The following is a 20,244-nucleotide window of genomic DNA, read 5'->3' on the forward strand; positions in this document are numbered from 1 at the left end:
ATTCCGACATACCTGTACAACCGGCAGTTTTCTCTGCCACGGGAGCTTTGCACCTGCCGTTCACCTGTTTCAATGTCTTCTCGAAATATCTTGTTTTCATGTATTTATGCAATTTATTACTGTGTAATATATAAGCAAAGGAATGAATTACATTTTGTCTGCTGACATTCCTAATATTTTTTCCATATTGGGACGAAAGAAATTGCCCCACTCTTCCAGTTTCTCAATGATAGGCAAAAGGGTTTCACCTATCGGAGTAATCGAGTATTCGGAATGTGGGGGAAGTTCCGCAAATATTTTCTTCTCTATGATTCCATACATTTCCAATTTCTTTAATTGCTGATTTATAACACGAGCATTGGCTTCAGGAAACAATTTGTGTAATTTGCTCGGACATTTAGCCCCATCGCTTAGCTCAAAAATGATACAACTTTTCCATGTCCCACTAATAACTTCCATTGCAATTCTGATTCCGTAATCAATGTCAAAAGGTATTTTCGATACCCGATTCTAATTTATATTCCACCTCCCAGTGCATGATAAAGTTTGATAATACTCTGTATGCGGTCAAAGCTGGTTTGCAACCGGTTTGTCTCTGCTTCAAGGAGTGACTGTTGGGTAGTTAATATTTCCAGATAGGTGGTACCGGAATGGCGCATCAACAGTTCCGTCTTTCGCACAGCTTCACGCAAGGTTTCAACCTGATGGGTGTTTATTTCAAATTGCGATTTTGCCGTCTGCCATGCGGTTAAGGCATCATTCACCTCTTTCCCCGCGTTCAGTAATGACTGTTGGTATAACAATCTGGCTTCTTCCTGACGGGTTTGAGCAATTTTCAAATTAGCGATATTTGTTCCACGGTTGAATAACGGCTGTGTCAGCGAAGCGATTGCATTGAACAGCCACTGTCCGGGATTGGTGATTACCCCGCCTCCATTGTTGGTCCAGCCCAATGTACCCGAAAGAGTGATATTGGGGTAGAAGGCCGAGCGGGCTACATTGGTGGCGTAGAACGCTTGAGCCAGTTCCATTTCAGCCCGACGAACATCAGGACGATTGGATAATAACAGCAAAGGAACTCCGACAGAGATTGTATCGGGGAAAGACGCTTCTGCCAAATCGCTCCGCTCAATCGAGTGCGACGGCATGGCAAGTATCGCCGACAAGGCGTTTTCTGTCTCAGAGATACTTTTGCATATAGCCAGTTGCGATGATTCCAGCTGCATCACGTTTGCCCTTGCCTGCAACACACCGGCATCATTCGCCTTGCCCACCTTTTTCAACGCTTCAAGTGTGCGCACGGTAGCCTGCCAGTTTTCCAAAGTCCGATGATTTATCACCTTTTGCGCATCAAGCAGGGCGAGGGTATAGTAACTGTCCGCTATCGTAGCGACAAGCTGTGTCTGTACGGCCTGCCGGTAGTCACGACTTCCTTGCAATGCGGCAACCGCACCACGCTTTGCTGCCGTAAGTTTGCCGAATAATTCAAGCTCCCAACTTGCGGACGCTCCCACATTGTACGCCTTTGCCGTAGCTCCGTCATATTTGTTTCCGCTGCCTTCCGCACTGATTCCCAATGAAGGGAGGTACGACAGTCTGGCTGTCATCAGGGCGGCTTCTGCCGCTTCCACTCGCAGGCGTGCCACATTGAGGTCGGTATTCTGCCGGAGTCCTGTCTCAATCAAAAACTGAAGTTTACGGTCGGTAAACATCTCCCGCCATGACATGGATGCAAGCGTTGTTGTATCAATGCCAGCCGGGATATTCCGGTACAGCTTCTCTGTCGGAATGTCAGCCCGATGATACCGGCTGTATGTGCCACAGCCGGTAAGCATCAAGGTTGATATGGTAAATAAGATGATCTTCTTCATTTAATTACGTTTAATCCGTTCTTGAATATATTGAAATGTGATGAACAGTGACGGTACGAGGAACAGCAGTGCCAGCGTACCTACTATCATACCTCCGATTACGCCCGTGGCGAGCGAGCGGCTGCCGTTGGCACCCACACCATGAGCCATCATCAGCGGAACGAGTCCGAACACCATAGACAATACGGTCATCAGGATGGGGCGCAGGCGAACCTTTGCCGCACTGTATGCCGCCTGCGCGAGGGTCATGCCTTCCGACCGCCGCTTGCCGGCATATTCGGTCAGCAGAATGGCTGTCTTGGCAAGCAGCCCGATAATCATAATCAGTCCGGTCTGCATGTAGATGTTGTTCTCCAGCCCGAACAGTCCCGCGAACAGGAAGCTGCCCATCAAACCGCAAGGCACGGACAGCAACACGGCAAACGGGATGAACACGCTTTCATAGAGGGCACACAGTATGAGGTATATCAAGACCATGCACAGCACGAATATCCACACGGCATTGTTCGTCGTATTGCTTTCTTCGCGCGACAACCCTCCCAACTCGTAGGTGTAACCTGACGGGAGAACGTGGTCGGCAGTTTCCCTTATGGCCTTCAATACCTGTCCCGAACTGTATCCTGTTGCCGGCGACCCGCTGATGGAAATGGCATTGAACATATTGAAGCGGGTCAGGTCCGACGGACCGTTGGTCTTGGTAAGACGGACAAAATGGCTCAACGGCGACATGGAGCCGTCGGAAGTACGGACATACATGCCGTCCAACGATTCGGTGTCCATGCGATATTCGGCAGGAGCCTGCATGGTGACATGGTACAGTTTTGAGAAGCGGTTGAAATTCGATACATATTCTCCCGAAAAATATCCCGAGAGTGTTGACAGGACATCGGAAGGAGACACACCGGACTGTTCGCATTTGGCAGCATCTATATCCACCCAGTATTGCGGATAATCAGCCGCGAACGATGAATAGACCTCACCGATCTCCGGTCTGCCCGACAACGCTTCCACAAACCGGTCGGTCACTTGGCTGAAGGCGGTTATGTCTCCGGCGTTTTTGTCCTGCAAGTACAGTTCAAAACCGTTGCCCATCCCATATCCGGCAATCATCGGGGGCGACATGGCGAATACGGTGGCATCGGGAATATCGGCGGTGGCGGCATAAATACGGCCTATTACATCGTTCACCGACTGCCCTTCCCCTTTGCGCTCGTCCCAATCCGTGAGAGTGAGAAAAGACATGGCCTGCGAAGGTCCCGAGCCACTGAAAGAAAAGCCTGCCACAGTACCGTTGTATTCAATCTCTGCGATACTGTCAAGACGGCTGTTTATACGTTTTAGGGTTTTGCCGGTCTGCGCCATGGATGTACCGGGTTTCGTGTTCATGCTGACCATGACCGTGCCTGTATCTTCTTCAGGAATAAGTCCGGTCTTGGTCGTATTGACAAAAAGCACCAACAGCCCGAACGATACCGCGATAGTGCCCCACAGCAGCCACCTGCGATGAATGACATATAGCACACCGCGCACATAACGACGGCTCAAACGGTCAAAAACCGCATTGAATGCCTTGCGGAAGCGTGCCGCGAAGTTGTTCTTCGTGTTCCCGTGCTCGTCAATGTAAGGCTTCAGCAGCAGGGCGCACAATGCCGGAGAAAGGGTGAAGGCATTGATGGCCGAAATGCCCACGGCAACCGCCATCGTGATACCGAACTGCGTATAGAACGCCCCTGAAGTACCGCCCATCATGCCCACAGGGAAGAACACCGCCATGAAAATAAGGGTGGAGGTCAGAATGGCCGACGACACGCCCTTCATGGCATCATCGGCGGCAAGCACCGGAGACTGATACCCCTCGTCGAACTTCGCCTGCACGGCTTCCACCACCACGATGGCATCGTCCACCACCGTGCCTATGGCAAGCACAAGGGCGAAAAGCGTAAGCAGGTTGATGGAAAAGCCTATCAGTGACATTACGGCAAACGTTCCGATGATGGACACGAAGATAGAAATCGTGGGAATCAGCGTGGACTTGATGTCCTGTAAGAACACATACACCACCACGATGACTAAAAGTATCGCCTCGATAAGCGTCCTGATGACAGAATGGATGGAGGCATTCAGGAACTTGTTGGTGTCGGTAAGCACCACAAACTCTGCCCCTTCGGGCAAATCGCGGCTGAGGTCATCGAGTACCTCGTGTATCTCATTGATGGTGCTTGATGCGTTCGAACCGGATTTCTGGTTTATCATCATCATGGCTGCCGGATGTCCGTTCACTTCGGATGAATAATTGTAATACTCATCGCCCAGCTCTATATCCGCGACCTCTTTCAATCGCAATACATCGCCGCCGGGCAGGGACTTGACCACCAGTTCGCCGAACTCTTCCGCAGTCGAGAGCCTGCCCCGGTATTTCATCGTGTACTCGTTTGCCCCGTCGGAGTTCTGTCCGAAAGAACCGGTGGCGGCCTCAATGTTCTGCCGTGCCAATACCGCCGAAATATCATCCGGGATAAGCCCGTACCCCGCCATCTTGTCCGGTTTGAGCCACAAACGCATACTGTAGTTCGAGCCGAACAGCTGTGCCTTTCCGACACCGCCTATACGTTTCACCCGTGGCTCGACATTGATTTTCATGTAATTGTTCAGGAAAGTCTGGTCGAAACGGTCGTCGGGTGAGTAAAGCGCGAAAGTCATCAGCTCGGCATTCTGCTGTTTCTCTGTCGTGACGCCGCTTTTGGTGGCTTCCGCCGGAAGCTGGCTTAACGCGCCATTCACACGGTTCTGCACGTTCACCGCCGCCATGTCCGCGTTGGCACCCTGCTTGAAATAGATGTTGATGGAAGCATCGCCCGTGTTGGATGCGGTAGAGGTCATGTAGATCATGTCCTCCACTCCGTTAATGGCTTCCTCAAGCGGGACGATTACCGCTTTCTGCACGGTTTCGGCATTCGCACCGGGATAGGTACAGAACACGTTGACAGTAGGCGGTGCAATGTCGGGATATTGCTCCACCGGGAGCACTTTGATGGCGATGAGTCCCATCAAGACAATCACCACGGAAATAACGCCCGAGAATACCGGGCGGTCTATGAAAAATCGTAGATTCATGGGGTTACGTTTTTAGGTGTAACAATCATTCCTTCCTTTACAAGTCCTACCCCTTCGGTGATGATGGTGTCGCCCACGGACACACCTTGCTTCACCACGAAGTGGTTACCATCGTTCAGACGGTCCACGGTCAGGTAGGCTGCTTCGGCCTTTCCGTTTCTGAGGCGGTAGGCGATAATCTTGTCCTGCAATTCCACGGTGGCGGTCTTGGGCAGCAGGATGGCATCCGCATCCACTCCTTGCAGGACGATATTGCCGATGGTGCCGCTCAGCAGCTCACGGTCGGGGTTGGGGAAGCGGGCTTTGATTTGCACCGCCCCGGTGGTGGCATTGACCACGCCACTGACAGTCTCTATGCGTCCCTTCCGTCCGTAGAACGTGCCGTCATTCAGTTGCAGGCCGACTTCCGGCATTTGGGAAATCATCTTGTCTATGGAACCGTATTGTGTCCTGAACTGACGCAGCTTGTTTTCGGAGACGGAGAAATAGGCGTACATTTCCGCATTGTCGGAAACTACCGTGAAGGGCTGCGTCATGCCGGGACTGACAAGTGCGCCGATGCGGAAAGGAAGCGTGCCTACCACTCCGTTGCTGGGACTTTTTATCTCGGTATAGGAGAGATTGTTGCGGGCATCCGTTTCCTGAGCCTTTGCCTGTTCGAGTTCGGCAAGTGCTACCGCCAGCCCGTTGCGGGCAAGAGAGAGTTCGTAATCGGATATGACTTTCTCATCAAACAAGGCTTGCTTGCCTTGCAGCTCGATCCGTGCCGTTTCCACTTTTGCCTGTGCTGCGCTGACGTTTGCCTGTGCGGTGCGCAAGGCTGCCTGATAGGGCACTTGGTCGATGACGGCAAGCACTTGTCCCGTCTTAACCTGCTCCCCTTCTTTCACACACAGGCGGGTGATACGGCCCGACACTTGGGGTACTATGTCCACATCCTGCCGCCCACGGATGGAGGCGGAATAACTTTCTTGAAATTCAACTGCCCGGGAAGAAACCACCATGACGGGCAATGTCTGTCTCATTTCCTGTTCCCTCTGTTCTTGTTTGCAGGCTGTCAATAATGCAGCCAGCAGGCTTGTTACCGTGATGCCGGCTATCCATGTTCTTCTATTCATCATCTGTTCTTATTGTTTTTCCATTCCTTATTCAATACCGCATAAATGCAGGTGTCCTCATACCGTGGTGTTCCATCGGGATGGCACACAAACGATATGAATTCCTTCATGCATCCTTCATATCTCATTCCGAGACGTTCGCACAATCTTTTCGACCGCAGGTTGTCATCCTCCACAAAGCCGTAGATGCGACGTGCGCCTGCTTCACGGAAAAGGTAATCCAGAAATTCCGTTGCCGCTTCATGCGCCAATCCCTTGCCCTCGAAGCGTTGGTTGAAATGCCAGCCCACGTTGAATGTGTCGGCTTCTTCACGCAATGCAAAAACATCACCGATTATGAAATCGTCTTCCTTCAGGCACACGGCATAGCGCAGCAACTCCTTTGGAGTATTGGATATATAAGCCAGTGCAGACTCTTCAGAGCACAAGCGTTCGCTCACGAAGCAGTTGACACGCGGATGGGAGAGGTATTCCAGCAAACCAACGGCATCCTTCTCCTGAAAATCTCTGATGATAAGGTGTTCTGTTTCAATAATCATAAGTCGCCAATTTTGGCTGCAAAGATATTCCATACCCAATTTGCCGACAACCGGCATGCAGTCGAAACGGAAAAAAACATTTATAAAACAGCTAAAATGGCTTCTGAAATGTCATTGTAAATGCTCTTTTCAAAGATGCACATCTTTGGGCAGTTAAGCCATGCTTCTTGATGCGTCACCTTCCTACAGATTACCAAAATCATACCCTGTTTTGGCAATCTACGTTCATTATGCAAGCATCGAATACAGTATAAATGATAGAACCATCTGTCTCGACCGACACTCCTTTTATCTGTTTCAACTGCTGTTTTGTCTGTTTCATCCGGTTTCGACCTATCAAATGAAAAAGCAAAGTCGTACCTTTGCAACATGAAGTAACTTTGCAACCAAATATGATCAAAGAAAATGTAAAAATAATGAACTGGCGGAACGGCTTCCTGCTATCGCTCGTTTCCTATATCCTCTACCTTATTATATGGTTAATTCTTGATGACGAAACCGCCAACCAATTACCGGGAATGGCGACAGTCGATTATGTCGTCGATTTTTTGTTGTGTATGCTCTTTACCTACATATCCTTGGGGTTCTCTTACCTTGTTTTTAAGATTTTGCCGTTCAGAACATCTTATGTGTGGGTGATTGTCTATGCTTCCTGTCTTTTGACGCTGAATAACCTCGTTGCGTTCGGCATGACATCTCTGTTCAATCTTTTGTGGGATGAAACCGGCAACGGGCTTCTTGACGAACTGATCAACATGAAGGGGGCTTACACTTTTGCCATGATAGCCACTTTCATATCAAGCGTTTATGCCAACACATTCTTCCTCCAGTCATACATCAGGGCGCGCGATGAGAAGCAGGCTCTTGAAATGGCACTGATGAAGGAGAAGGAGATTGCCTTACAGTCGCAACTCAACTCGCTGAAGCTGCAAATTAATCCGCACTTCATGTTCAACAACTTCAACAACCTGCTGGAATTGATAGAGGAAGATACCAAACTTGCCGGCAAGTTCCTGAGTAACCTGTCGAAAGTGTACCGGTACATCATCACCAATCTGGACCGGAATCTGATTCCCGTCAGAGATGAGATAAAGTTCCTTGAATCATACTTGTATCTGATGCAGGTGCGCCACGTCGGAGGGGTCGTCACGAACATCAGCCTCGAACTGAAAGAATGCAAAGGATACCTTCCCCCGGCCGTGTTGCAACTTCTTGTGGAGAATGCAATAAAGCATAACGGTTTTTCGATGGAAAATCCGTTGTTTATTGACATCACGTTGTCTGACGACTATATCACAGTGCGCAACCTTAAATCTTCCTTGCTCTCAAAAATGGAATCGACCGGCTTGGGTCATAAAAACATAATAGAGCGTTATTCGTTGCTCTGCGATAAAAAAGTCAAGATAGAAAATGCCGAGAACTTCTATTCGGTGAGTTTGCCCATCATAAAAAAACAGTCCCTATGAAGATACTGATTCTTGAAGACGAACAGCGCAATGCCATGCGTCTCATTAGATTGCTGAACGACATTGATACGACGTTTATAATTGAAGGACCACTTACAAATATCAAAGAGGCGGTCGATTTTTTCCAATCAGGCAAAACAACAGACCTCATCCTTGCGGATATCCGCCTTACTGACGGCCTGAGTTTTGAAGCGCTTAAATATGCTCCGGCAACCGTTCCAATCATATTCACCACCGCATACGATGAATATGCGGTACAGGCTTTCAAGTTCAATAGCTTTGACTATCTTCTGAAGCCTTTGGATGCCGATGAACTTGAAGCTGCCATAGATAAAGCTACCAAAGCTGGCAAGAATTATGCTGACGAAAATCTCCGGCAGCTTTTCGATTCGTTGCAGAAGAACCAGTTCCGCTATCGGGAACGTTTCCTGTTGCCCTATCGTGACGGGTATAAGACCGTACGTGTTTCGGACATCAACCATATCGAAACCGAAAACAAGACGGTATACCTTCGTCTTAATAATGGAACTTCAGAAGTTGTCAATATGTCAATGGACGAACTCGAACAGCAACTCAATCCTGATTGCTTCTTCCGTGCCAACCGCCAATACATAATTAACATAGAATACGTATTGTTTCTTTCTAATTATTTCGGAGGGAAACTTATTGTCCGCTTAAAAGGGTATCCGAACACAAAAATAACCGTTAGTAAAGAGAAGGCTCAACGGCTAAAAGAGTGGATTGACAAATAGTCTCTGCCATGCTATGATAACATTTCTGTACTCACTTTCAGTTAGAAAAAACTGAATATCTCGCTACTCCATGAGGAACGCGCGGATATTCTTTATAATCGCTTGTTCCAGTTCGTATTCGGAATGTTCTTTCGAAAGGCCCACAAGGTCGAATGTATATTCGTCTTTCAGGGCAAGTATGGCCTGGTTCTTTATCTTCTCCGGCAAGGTCATGTCGAAGTTGCTCTGACCGAGCAGATAATTTTCGTAGGTCTTTGCTTCTATCTTGTTGATAAGTACATCTTTCGTCCAGCCGTATTTCTTGGTTGACAAGATGTAGAATTGCCGTTGTTGCATCTCTTTGCACTTGGTCAGAATGACGATGTGCTTCGACCAGCTAATTTCTCCAACTAACGGTTGGAGAATTTCATTCGACCGGTATTCGGTATAAAAACGGGCCATGTCCCACATGTTGGAAACACCGAATCCCTTTATACCCAGAAACTCCTTTTGTATGTACCGCGAAAGGTTCTCCATGACGGATTTTCCCCAGCCCAAGGCCGCTTGTTGTTCGGTAATCCGCCTGCCGATTTCCCAATACAGGGCGATCATCTCTTTGTTTACGGCCTTCAATGCCTCGTATTGGGGCGACCGGATGCGGGAGGTTATCTCGTTTCTGAAATCGAGATATTCGGGAGATAAGATGGGAGTATTCTTTTCAGTCATAGGTTATTCATTATAATCGGTTACAGGGGTAAGTTTTTCTTTTGATTATGCACAGGATTCCCTTGTCTTATCCCATCTTCTCCGGATTTCCGGTCTGTCGGCAGCATTCCCCGTTGTACGACGCTTTCTCCCTTTTCTATACCCGTTCCGTCCTTTCTCCCTTGTACGCATTTTCCTCCCTCTTTTAGCTGTCGGTTTCCGTGCCCAGCCTTGCAGCGACCTGCGGGGTATTATTTTTCCGCGAAGGTAACGGGCCGTTCCAATCTTGCCAATGCCGGCTGCGCCGCGAGTGAGGCGCAAAAATCTTCCTCTCCGTTGTCGAGCGTATTTTTTCGCTTCAGCCTTGTCCGATTGTCCCTGCCACCTTCAAGAGGCAGAAAAATAATCCCGGAGGCCGCAAACAGGCCGAATAAAGGGAAACAAACAAGGTTAAATTATGAGTTACAGCAAATTAAAATCACTGGTGGCAAACGTGGAAGCCATTGCAACGGCAATGAAAGTCCGTATCGACGACCGACAAGCCACTGACGAAGAGAAAGAGGTATTATCCCGATATTCCGGTTTCGGGGGGATTAAAGATGTATTGAATATAGGAACGGAGCATACCGTCAGCGATGATGTGGCCGAGCCTATCCGCAAGCTGCAGGACTTGATAGGCGCATATCCCTATTATGACGACGCCATGCGGCAAGCCGTCATCAACAGTATAAAATCCTCCGTCCTGACTGCTTTTTACACACCGAAATTCCTCGTGGACGCAGTAACCCGGCAGATACACGCTACATTCAAGGATAACTGCCTGCAAATGAGTACCTTTCTTGAACCCAGTGCGGGAATTGGCGGCTTTCTGCCCGTCTCCATGCCCGGCACTCGCAGCTACGCTTTTGAAAAAGATTGTCTTACGGGGCTTATCCTGTCGCTTCTGTATGACGAGGCGACCACGGTAACGGCAGGCTTCGAGACGATAGCCGACCAGCATCTGGAGCATGAGAGCTTCGATGTTATCGCCTCGAATATCCCGTTCGGCAATTTCCGGGTGTTCGATGCGGAAATGTGGAAGAAAGGCGGCATGTACGAACAGTCAGCCAAGACCATACACAACTACTTTTTTGTCAAGGCAATGGAACTGTTGAACGAGGGCGGACTGCTGGCGTTCGTTGCGCCGAGAGGAATTGCCGACACGCCGGGCAACAAGTTCGTGCGCGAGTACCTCGTCAATCATGCCGACCTCATAACGGCCTTACGGCTACCCGATACCCTTTTCATGCAGACGAGCGGCATAGAGGTAGGGAGCGACCTTTTGATATTCCAAAAGCACAGCCGCAAGGCGACGCTCTCGTTACGGGAGAAGATGTTTTTGCAGGTCTCCAAGGAAAAGGTCGACACGGCAGGAACGATGACCGACTATGCGAACAAAATCTTTACCCTCCCCAAGACCGCCCTTGCCACGGACAGTCGCATTGCGCTGAACCAGTTCGGTAAGTACGTCCGCAAATACCAGTGGTTAGGCGATGGAAACGCCATGTCCCAATACCTTTCCGCACTGCTCAAATACGATTTCGACCGCTATTTTCGCAAGGCTCTTTTTGCCAATCACGGCCAGGACAACACCCCCGTGCAGATGTCTCTTTTCGGCGAGCCGCAGACGGTCAAAGGCATACGTGCCTACACGGAGGACATGGAAACATGGATGAAGAACGGCGCAATGGTCGTTTTCGAGGGGCAGGTAGGTACGCTTCGGTTTCGTAAGTCGAGCCGTTACACGGAGACAGCCGTTGATTTCGTACCCGTGGACGAGGGCAAGGTAAATACGGACAGGGCCGCCGACTATTTCCCCATACGCAAGGTGTATTTCGAGCTGTCCGGCAGGGAACGGGAAGAACAAAAGGAGTGCTCGGAACTGCGTAAACAACTCAACACCCTATACGACGCTTTTATTGCCAAATGGGGATTTTTCCACGACAACGACAACAAGGAGTTTATCTTGCTCGACAGCCTCGGTACGGAGGTGTTCACGATAGAAATGCAGGTCGGCAGGGACATCTTCAAAGCCGACGTTATGCGTGAACCTGTAGCTTTCAAGAAGATAGACACCGCCGTAACGCTGTCCCCCGTGGAAGCCTTGGCAAGCAGCCTGAACTTTTACGGCAAGGTCGATATGGGCTACATGGCACAAGCCACGAACAAGGAGGAAGAAGAAATCATCGAAGCCCTGCAAGGGGAAATTTTCTACAATCCGGCCAATGGGGAATGGGAGCACAAAGGAAAGTTCCTCTCCGGAAACATCATCGCCAAGCAGGAAGAGACGCTTTCCTTTCTCCCGAATCTCGCAGGCAAGGAGAAAGAATGGGCCGAAGCGTCCGCAAAGGCACTGGAGAACACCATACCCGAACCGATACCCTATGAAGAACTCGACATCAACATGGGCGAGCGGTGGATAGATACGAAGCTGTACGCCGATTTCGCCTCCGACCTATTCGGAGTGGGTGCGGACGTGATGTATTTCGACGTGAACGATACCTACTTGATTCGGCTGCAGGGATATTCGCCCGTGGCATACAATACCTATTCCGTGCGCAATTACAACGGCGAGGACTTGTTTGTACACGCCCTGCACGATACCGTACCTGAGATAACGAAAGAGGAATACCGGAACGGCAGCAAAATACGTGTGCCGGACGAGGAAGCCATGCAGGAGGCCGCCGCCAAGATACAGGAAATTAGAGACCGTTTCAACCGGTGGCTTGACGATGAGCCTTTGGAAGTCCGGGACGAACTGGTAAGGACATACAACGAGCGCTTCAATTGTTACGTGCGTCCGCACTACGACGGCTCGGCGCAGACGTTCCCCGGCCTCTCTTTCGAGCTGTTCCCGTACAAAGAACTTTATCCCTCACAGAAAGACGCTATCTGGATGATTAAGCAGAACGGCGGCGGTATCTGCTGGCACGAGGTCGGCACGGGCAAGACGATGATTATGTGCGTGGCCGCATACGAAATGAAACGTCTCGGACTGGTGCAGAAACCCCTCATTATCGGGCTGAAAGCCAATGTACACGAGATTGCCGATACATTCCGAAAGGCATACCCCACGGCCAAGGTGCTCTATCCGGGCAAGGAAGATTTCACCCCCGCCAACCGCAAGGAAGTGTTTTCAAAAATCAAGAACAACAACTGGGATTGCATTATCCTGACACACGACCAGTTTAGCAAGATTCCGCAATCCGAAGAAACCATGTACGACATATTCTCGGAAGAACTGGCCGATGTGGAGCGCAGCCTCGAAGTGCTGGAGCAATCCACTATGCGTTACCGGAGCGGCAGGATGCAGAAAGGACTGGAAACCCGGAAACAGAACCTTGAAGCCAAGCTCGCCGAACTGCAGATGAAGATAGACCTCCGGAAAGACGATACCATCGATTTCCGTTCGATGGGCATAGACCACATTTTTGTAGACGAATGCCACTGCTATAAAAATTTGATGTTCCAGACACGCCACACGAGAGTAGCGGGCATCGGCAATGCGCAAGGCTCGCAAAGGGCGATGAACCTTTTGTTTGCCATTCGGGACATTCAACGCCGCACGGGAAAGGACTTGGGGGCTACGTTCCTGTCGGGTACGGTGGTCGTCAATGCGCTGACCGAACTGTACGTGATGTTCAAATATCTGCGTCCAAGGGAACTCAAACGGCAACAAGTAAGCTGTTTCGACGCTTGGGCGGCTATCTTCACGAAAAAGGCCGCCGACTACGAGCTGAACGTAACGGGTACGATAAAGCGCAAAGAGCGTTTCCGCACTTACATCAAAGTGCCGGAACTGGCGATGTTCCTGCGGGAGATTACCGACTATCGTACAGCCGATATGATAAACCTCGATGTGCCGGACAAAAACGTGCGTTTCCTTTCCCATGCACCCACTATCCAACAGGAGGAAATGATCGGGCGGCTCGTCGCCTTTGCGCACAGCGGACAATGGGAAGATTTGGGGTTGGATATTCCGCAGCCGGACAATCTCGACAAGGCAAAAATGCTTGTTGCTACCAACGTGGCCCGTAAGATGTCTCTTGATATGCGTCTGTTGGGCGATAAGTTTACTGATGACCCGAACAACAAGGCTTCGATTTGCGCAAGAACTATTTATGATTATTATGTAAGTTCAAATGCCAATCGTGGTACACAGTTCGTCTTCAGCGACCTTGCCACTTACAAGCCGAACGAGTGGAACATCTATAGCGACATCAAGGACAAGCTGGTGGCAATGGGGATTCCTGCCGATGAAATCCAGTTTATCCAGTACGCCAAGACCGAACGGGCGAGAAAGAAACTTTTTGCGGACATGAACAGTGGCAGGGTACGGGTGTTGTTCGGCTCTACCTCGATGTTGGGAACGGGAGTAAACGCCCAAGAAAGGGCCGTTGCGGTGCATCATCTGGAGATACCTTGGCGCCCCGCCGACATGGAGCAGCGCAACGGTCGTGCGGTACGCAAAGGCAACACCGTTAAGCTCTGGGGAAACAATACCGTGGACGTGGTGATTTACGGAACGGAAAAGACGCTCGACGCTTACAAATTTAACCTGTTGAAAACCAAGCAAATGTTCATCAACCAAATTAACAACGGTACGATTGCTGTGCGCCGTATCGACGAGGACGCTATGGACGAGGATAACGGCATGAATTTCGCCGAGTTCGTGGCTCTCCTGTCGGGAAATACCGACCTGTTGGAGAAAACGAAGCTCGACAACAAGATTATGCAGCTCGAAAAGGAACAGGCCATTTTCAAGAAAGACCGTATCAGGGCCGAGCGTAAGATTGCGGCCAACCGGGAAGACATGACAAAGGCCGAGAGTGCGGCGGCACGCATGACGCAGGACTGGGAATATATCACCTCTTACACCGGAGACCGGACGACCCGGCTGTTGAACCTCGCACAAGCCACGGCGGAAGAGACCGGACGGGAGCTGCACCGCATTTCCAAGACCTACCGCAACGGGGCAATCGGTACGATAGGCACGTATGCCGGATTGAACCTGTCGGTGTACAGCGAGTATGACATGGGCGGTACATTCTACCGCAACACGTTCCTCGTCGAGGGCGTAAGCGGACTGAAATACCGTTGTGGCATATCGGGAGCATTGCCTCTGGGCTTCGTGGAATCCTCCCGATACCCGCAAGCCGCCCTCGCCAAGCTGCCCGGCATGATTGAGGAACAACGGCAGAAGATAGCCAAGCTGGAGAGCGAGATACCCGCTTTGCAGGGAATCATCGCCCGCAAGTGGAGCAAGGCGGACGAGTTGGCAAGGCTCAAACAGGAGTGCAACGCTTTACAGCATCGGATCGACGAAAGCATGAAAGAGGCGGAACGCACGCAGTCCGCCCTTTCCGAACACGAGGCCACCGACAAAGCGGCATGACCATAATTCATAGATTTAACCTTTTCCCTCTGTTCGGTTACAACACCGGACAGGGGATTTTTTCACCTTCCGGTCTGCCACGGCCATACCCGGTTGTAACGGAATCTTCCCCTTGTACCTCCAGCCACTCCTTTTATACCACACACCTTGTCTTTTATAGGCAGGCTTTCGCTTCCCCCCCCTTTGTAGATTGAGATGCTATCACGAACCGACGACCGTAAAGCCCGACACTTTTTTCCGCAAAGTTGATTGCATCTCAAAACTTTGCCTCAAGGCCCATCTTCGATTTTCCTGATGAAAAATCTTCCTTCTCATTCCATTCCAAGAGTATTTTTCATGGAATCCTTGCTGCAAACCCCGTGATGCAAAGACGAGGCAGAAAAAAGAATCGAACTTTCCGGTAATCGCTCGAACCGGAGGGAAATAAAAAAAACTTAAAAACAAATTGAAACATGAAAAAAAATTCGCTTTTTGACAACTGGTTCGTTTACAACTATCAGAGATTGCGTAACATATTCGGACGTTACCTGCACGAGGACGCCTTTCACGACGCCTATTTGGCGATGAAACGGGAAGTCGTGATTTCGGAAATACCTGTCGAGAGCTTCGAGCCTTATTTTTTCGGCGTGTACAAAAAGTGCAGACTGAAATGTATTCACAAGGATAGTTGTTACTGTTTCCCCGACAACGAACATTTCTTTTTGCTCATGCAGGAAGAAGAAACACCGTCCGTCGAGGTGCTGGCAGCTTCCGACAAGCTGGTGTATGACATACTGCTGTTTGTGAAGAAGAAATATCCCCAAACGGACTACGAGCTTTTCAGACTGAAAGAGTACGAGGCGAAATGTTCATACAGACACCTTTCCGCCTATGCAGGCATTTCCGCAAGTGCGATACACCGGAGAATAAGCGATATAACCGACACTATCCGCAATCACGAAGGATTTTCCAAAAGGTACGCCCACGTAAGCATGTAATTTGTATAACCCGTAAATAATTCAAGAAAATGAAATTTGTAATTTACAACGTCGAGAATTGCCGGACAAGAGAAAACCGTGTAGGTAAAAGAAGCATAAGGTTCAACAGCGTTACCGGCAACATGTATCTATCCACCAAATTGGCAAAAGAAATGAATATCACAATGAACGACCGACTGGAGTTTGGCTGTGATGAAAACAACCCGAAAGAGTGGTTTCTGCACAAAACCACTGACAAGCGAGGTTTTCCGCTGCAGTTCAACAGGGGAGGAACACGTTTGAGGAATAAGTACATCTGTAAGACCATTTTGGATATAGCGAAGGTCAAGGAGAGCGCAACATTCTTGGTATCGAAAGACCCGGTAAAGACCGAGCTGGGGCCATTTTACAGAATAATACTTTCTTGCCCCATTCTCCCGAAGAACAAGCCCAAACTATAAGCCGATAACCTCTGTGGTCTGTCCGATGGGCGAAAGCCCTCCGGACGGATTGCGGGGCAACCGATACCTTTTATAGTACGATTACTCCTTTTTTACCTTCAGGCTGTTTCCCTATTATACGCCGGCTTTCCCAACCCCGTGAACCAGTGGAAAGTCTGTGCCGTAACAAGTCGTCAGGGAAAGGTACGGGAGGCCGTTCAAAACCGGCGGCAGCCCGGATCGTGCCGTTCCATGCCGGAGCTTCGACCTGTCGAAACAACACGGTATTCCACAGCCCGACCGGTCTTTATGCCGCTGGTTTCGGACTTTCCGCCTCTGTTCCGTATCTTTCCCTTGTGACCTGCCACGTCAAGGGCAAACGGTGATACTTCTTATTCGCTCCGCGCTTTCATTCCGCCCGGTCGAAATTCAGGCGTGGAGCGGATAAGGAGAATCCCTTTCATGTTTGCCCCGGCAGACCCTTGCCTGACCCGCCCAAGCCGGACCCTTTTCTACTTCGCTTCCCCTGCATTTATACAGGCAAAGCCGTACTCCCTTTTTACCATCATATTTACCGGTCTGTTCCGGTCTCCTCTCTGCCGGTATCGTCCGGTTTGCCAGATGCAAAGGTCGGCTGCCATGCTTGATCCGGCGGCTTGAAGTGCATTCCCCGCAAATTCTTCCTTTCCATGAAAGCGTAATTGGCCGGGAAACCCACCGTATGAAGCCCTGTCGGCAGCCGTGTTCCGCATCTGTAAAATCCCGGAACGGTTCAGACAGAGAGAAGAATCGAAAAAAGGGTAAAAAAGCAGATGTTTCACGGCATAAAAGACAAGTGATGGACAAGAAAAATTGTAAAACAGGCAAACGCATGAAAAGGCAGGTTGAAAAAATCCTGATGGTTATCAATGTCAAATGGGAAATCATAGATATTCTTCAAATAACCAATCGGCGTTTTATGTACAATCCGCAAACGGGAACTTTAATTTTAGGAGACGAAATCTACGGTAAAACCATTTGCAGTTCCCATTCACAAGAGTTCCATGCGTCAAGAGCAGAAGGCTGTTTCGATGATTATTTGCGCGGGTGGATTGGCACATCGAAAAGCTACCCTCACGGGATTATCCATTTTGCCCCCGCCGTCATCATGGAACAGTTCGACAGAGGGTTTGACGCATTACAAATGTTCGCCGGACTTGAAGGCGTAAACGGAGATACTATCGTCAGAGGGTTTTGTACTTTGCCAGAACAAAGGATGGGCGATTTGCTGCATTCCTCCCTTTGAGATACCGGTTCTGACAAAATAAGCTATGATAAGGTATCGTGCCTATGACAACATCGTCGGTGAAGGGCACGATACCCGTTTGTAAATTACCGCAACTCCGTTGGCGGTTTCCTTTTATACCTCTCTCTTTTCCTCTGCTCTTATACTTGGGCGAAGCCCTCTTCCCTTTATATCAATTATATGTATAACCTCTACGGTCTCCTCTCTGCCGTCACCGTCCGATTTTTCAGATGCAAAGGTAGGCTGCCGCGCTTGATCCGGCGGCTTGAAGTGTATTTCTTGCAAATTCTTCCTTCTACGAAGAGTAATTGGCAAGAAAAGCCGTCGTATGAAGCTGTACCGGCAGCCGGGTACCGCATCTATAAAATCCCGGAACGGTTCAGGCAGAGAAAGGAACCGAAAAGAGGGAAAAAATAAACAGTTAGGTAACGGCAGGACCAACCACCTTGCCACAAACAATTTTCTATTATGTTACATGTTCACACTATCGGACGCATCGGCAAAGATTGCCAAGTAATTTCAGGAGCACACGGCTCATTCATGGCTATGGACATAGCCGTTGACGATTATTCAAAGGGGCAAAACATCACCACTTGGATAAGGGTACGCAGCAACAAGGACAACCATATCCGCTTGTCCGAATATCTGACGAAAGGGAGACTCATACTTGTTGACGGCACGCTGTCATCTTCCCTGTGGAAAGACAAGAACGGCGAGAGCCAGATACAGCTCTCCATCACGGCAGAGAGTATTGCCTTTATCAATACCGGAAGGCGGGAAGGCGCGGCAGCCGGAGAGGACAATGCAGTAAGCGGAGCAGACGGCGCACCCGTTCCTCCTGCAGATTTCCCGCAGGACGAAAAGGAGGATTTGCCTTTCTGATAAGAGAGTAAACCTTTGAAAATAAGCGAATACTAAATGTAGTATATCCTATATGTAGTAGATTAGTAAGCCACTCGTCTGCGAATGTAGGATATACTACTCTTAGTCAAACTTTATTTTAGTATAGTAGTAAATACTAAAATACTACACTGCTAAAACAATAGTTTTTAGTGAATTAGTATATACTAATTTTAGTATTTACGAAAAATAGTATTAACTTTGCAAGTGGAATAAAAGAGTGAAACGATGACAAAAATAATTGCGGTCTTGAACCATAAGGGAGGGGTCGGAAAGACGACCACCACCATCAATCTGGCTGCGGCCCTGCAGCAAAAGAAAAAGCGCGTGCTGGCTATCGACATGGACGGTCAGGCGAACCTTACGGAATCCTTCGGCCTCTCCATTGAGGAAGAACAGACGGTGTACGGGGCGATGAAAGGCAAATACCCCTTGCCATTAGTTGAAACGGCAGGAGGTGTAACCGTCGTACCGTCCTGCCTCGACCTCTCGGCTGCCGAGGCAGAACTCATCAACGAGCCGGGACGGGAACTGATATTGAACGGCCTGATTGGCAAGTTGCTCGAAAACCGGAAATTCGATTATATCCTTATCGACTGTCCGCCCTCGTTGGGGTTGCTGACGCTGAACGCCCTTACCGCCGCAGACTACCTGATTATCCCGGTACAGGCACAATTCCTCGCCATGCGCGGCATGGCCAAGATCATGAATGTGATTGCCACCGTCCAGGAACGCCTGAATCCGAAACTCGCTATTGGTGGCATTGTAATTACCCAGTTCGACAAACGCAAGACACTGAACAAAAGTGTGGCCGAACTCGTCAAGGATTCATTCTGCGAAAAGGTGTTCAAGACCGTTATACGGGATAACGTATCTTTGGCCGAAGCTCCCATAAAGGGCAAGAACATCTTCGAGTATAGCAGGAACAGCAACGGAGCCAAGGACTACATGGCACTGGCGCAAGAGGTACTGAAATTAAAATAATCCCGATATGAGCAAGAGCGATTTACTGAAAGACAGCATGAAAGGCGGACTGGACGGGTTGCTGTCACCTACGAAAAAGACTACCGGCGGAAAACAGCCGGTAGCAGCCCCCACGGAAAAAGAAACGGCGGTTCATTGCAACTTCGTCATCAACAAAAGCATTCATACCCGTATGAAATTCCTCGCCATCAAGAAGAACATGTCGCTGAAAGACATCGTGAACGAGGCAATGAAAGAGTATCTGGAGAAGAACGAACAATAAACACAGGCATGGCTACCGCGTCTGCCCACCCCGGAGACGGCAGCCATGCGTCCTTTTTTATCCGCCCGCTGTTTCCATAGGGCGCATTCCTCCTTTATAGTCTTACCATCTTTCTCTTTTTTACCTGCCCGCAAGTACAGGCACATGGCCCGTTTTATCCCTATTCTAACCCTGACGGGCATATCCCTTTTCTACCGATTCCCTTACCGCTTTCCCGGCTTCATTCTCTGCCGTCACCGTTGTGTTTTATCAGATGCAAAGGTCCGCTGTCGCGCTTGATACGGCGGCTTGAAGTGTATTTCCTGCAAATTCTTCCTTTCTGCGAAAGAGTAATTGGCAGGAAAAGCCGTCGTATGAAGCTGTACCGACAGCCGTGTACCGCATCCGTAAAACCTCAAAGCGGTTCAGGCAGAGAAAGGAACCGAAAGGAGGGAAAGAA

16 protein-coding genes and 1 pseudogene are annotated in these 20,244 nt (G+C 49.5%); 9 read left to right on the plus strand and 8 right to left on the minus strand.

The window, feature by feature from the left end:
- Positions 1 to 147 precede the first annotated feature (147 nt).
- The 6 genes from DBK98_RS04590 to DBK98_RS23135 all read right to left on the minus strand — a co-directional run bounded on the left by DBK98_RS04590 (position 148) and on the right by DBK98_RS23135 (position 6,964).
- The gene (locus tag DBK98_RS04590; protein WP_007569362.1) at positions 148 to 459 is read right to left on the minus strand and encodes a helix-turn-helix domain-containing protein; all 312 of its coding nucleotides are present in this window, start codon (positions 457 to 459) and stop codon (positions 148 to 150) included.
- Between the two features lie 56 nt (positions 460 to 515).
- Positions 516 to 1,871, minus strand: a complete 1,356-nt coding sequence (locus DBK98_RS04595) for an efflux transporter outer membrane subunit (protein WP_007569361.1) — start codon at positions 1,869 to 1,871, stop codon at positions 516 to 518.
- Positions 1,872 to 4,985, minus strand: coding sequence for an efflux RND transporter permease subunit (locus tag DBK98_RS04600; protein ID WP_007569360.1), 3,114 nt, complete (start codon positions 4,983 to 4,985; stop codon positions 1,872 to 1,874).
- Positions 4,982 to 6,106 (minus strand): efflux RND transporter periplasmic adaptor subunit, encoded by a 1,125-nt coding sequence (locus DBK98_RS04605; protein WP_007569358.1) that lies wholly within the window; start codon positions 6,104 to 6,106, stop codon positions 4,982 to 4,984. Before DBK98_RS04605 ends, DBK98_RS04600 begins: the two co-directional genes overlap by 4 nt.
- On the minus strand, positions 6,103 to 6,642 hold the full coding sequence (locus tag DBK98_RS04610; RefSeq protein ID WP_171059046.1) for a GNAT family N-acetyltransferase: 540 nt from the start codon (positions 6,640 to 6,642) through the stop codon (positions 6,103 to 6,105). The genes DBK98_RS04605 and DBK98_RS04610 overlap by 4 nt, the downstream gene beginning before the upstream one ends.
- Before the next feature lie 199 nt (positions 6,643 to 6,841).
- Complete coding sequence (locus tag DBK98_RS23135) at positions 6,842 to 6,964, minus strand: hypothetical protein (RefSeq protein WP_255504431.1); 123 nt, start codon at positions 6,962 to 6,964, stop codon at positions 6,842 to 6,844.
- A gap of 94 nt (positions 6,965 to 7,058) precedes the next feature.
- On the opposite strand from DBK98_RS23135, the gene DBK98_RS04615 reads away from it, so the two are divergent.
- Positions 7,059 to 8,108, plus strand: a complete 1,050-nt coding sequence (locus tag DBK98_RS04615; protein WP_226794729.1) for a sensor histidine kinase — start codon at positions 7,059 to 7,061, stop codon at positions 8,106 to 8,108.
- Positions 8,105 to 8,860 carry a LytTR family DNA-binding domain-containing protein gene (locus DBK98_RS04620; RefSeq protein WP_007569354.1) on the plus strand — a complete coding sequence of 252 codons (756 nt, stop codon included), beginning with the start codon at positions 8,105 to 8,107 and terminating at the stop codon, positions 8,858 to 8,860. The genes DBK98_RS04615 and DBK98_RS04620 overlap by 4 nt, the downstream gene beginning before the upstream one ends.
- Positions 8,861 to 8,926: 66 nt before the next feature.
- On the opposite strand, the pseudogene DBK98_RS04625 reads toward DBK98_RS04620, so the two are convergent.
- Positions 8,927 to 9,565: pseudogene (locus DBK98_RS04625) on the minus strand (DUF1016 N-terminal domain-containing protein); the annotation flags it as partial.
- Positions 9,566 to 10,001: 436 nt separating this feature from the next.
- On the opposite strand from DBK98_RS04625, the gene DBK98_RS04630 reads away from it, so the two are divergent.
- The 3 genes from DBK98_RS04630 to DBK98_RS04640 all read left to right on the plus strand — a co-directional run bounded on the left by DBK98_RS04630 (position 10,002) and on the right by DBK98_RS04640 (position 16,395).
- On the plus strand, positions 10,002 to 14,978 hold the full coding sequence (locus DBK98_RS04630; protein WP_007569351.1) for an N-6 DNA methylase: 4,977 nt from the start codon (positions 10,002 to 10,004) through the stop codon (positions 14,976 to 14,978).
- A 452-nt stretch (positions 14,979 to 15,430) separates the two neighbouring features.
- Entirely contained in the window at positions 15,431 to 15,955 is a 525-nt protein-coding gene (locus DBK98_RS04635) for a hypothetical protein (protein WP_007569350.1), read from the plus strand.
- A 29-nt stretch (positions 15,956 to 15,984) separates the two neighbouring features.
- Positions 15,985 to 16,395, plus strand: coding sequence for a hypothetical protein (locus DBK98_RS04640; RefSeq protein WP_007569349.1), 411 nt, complete (start codon positions 15,985 to 15,987; stop codon positions 16,393 to 16,395).
- 491 nt (positions 16,396 to 16,886) lie between these two features.
- Here DBK98_RS04640 and DBK98_RS04645 read toward each other — a convergent pair whose 3' ends face one another.
- Positions 16,887 to 17,126, minus strand: coding sequence for a hypothetical protein (locus DBK98_RS04645; protein WP_007569347.1), 240 nt, complete (start codon positions 17,124 to 17,126; stop codon positions 16,887 to 16,889).
- Positions 17,127 to 17,212: 86 nt separating this feature from the next.
- Here DBK98_RS04645 and DBK98_RS04650 point away from each other — a divergent pair, with 86 nt between their 5' ends.
- From DBK98_RS04650 to DBK98_RS04665, 4 genes are all read left to right on the plus strand, one after another.
- Positions 17,213 to 17,659, plus strand: coding sequence for a hypothetical protein (locus DBK98_RS04650; RefSeq protein WP_007569346.1), 447 nt, complete (start codon positions 17,213 to 17,215; stop codon positions 17,657 to 17,659).
- 468 nt (positions 17,660 to 18,127) lie between these two features.
- Complete coding sequence (locus DBK98_RS04655) at positions 18,128 to 18,541, plus strand: single-stranded DNA-binding protein (protein WP_007569341.1); 414 nt, start codon at positions 18,128 to 18,130, stop codon at positions 18,539 to 18,541.
- Between the two features lie 246 nt (positions 18,542 to 18,787).
- A complete protein-coding gene (locus tag DBK98_RS04660) occupies positions 18,788 to 19,543 on the plus strand; it encodes a ParA family protein (protein WP_007569340.1) in 756 nt (251 codons plus the stop codon).
- Between the two features lie 7 nt (positions 19,544 to 19,550).
- Complete coding sequence (locus tag DBK98_RS04665) at positions 19,551 to 19,805, plus strand: plasmid partition protein ParG (protein ID WP_007569339.1); 255 nt, start codon at positions 19,551 to 19,553, stop codon at positions 19,803 to 19,805.
- The last annotated feature ends 439 nt before the right edge of the window (positions 19,806 to 20,244 follow it).

Source organism: Bacteroides sp. PHL 2737, from assembly GCF_004115325.2.
Lineage (GTDB): Bacteria > Bacteroidota > Bacteroidia > Bacteroidales > Bacteroidaceae > Bacteroides > Bacteroides hominis.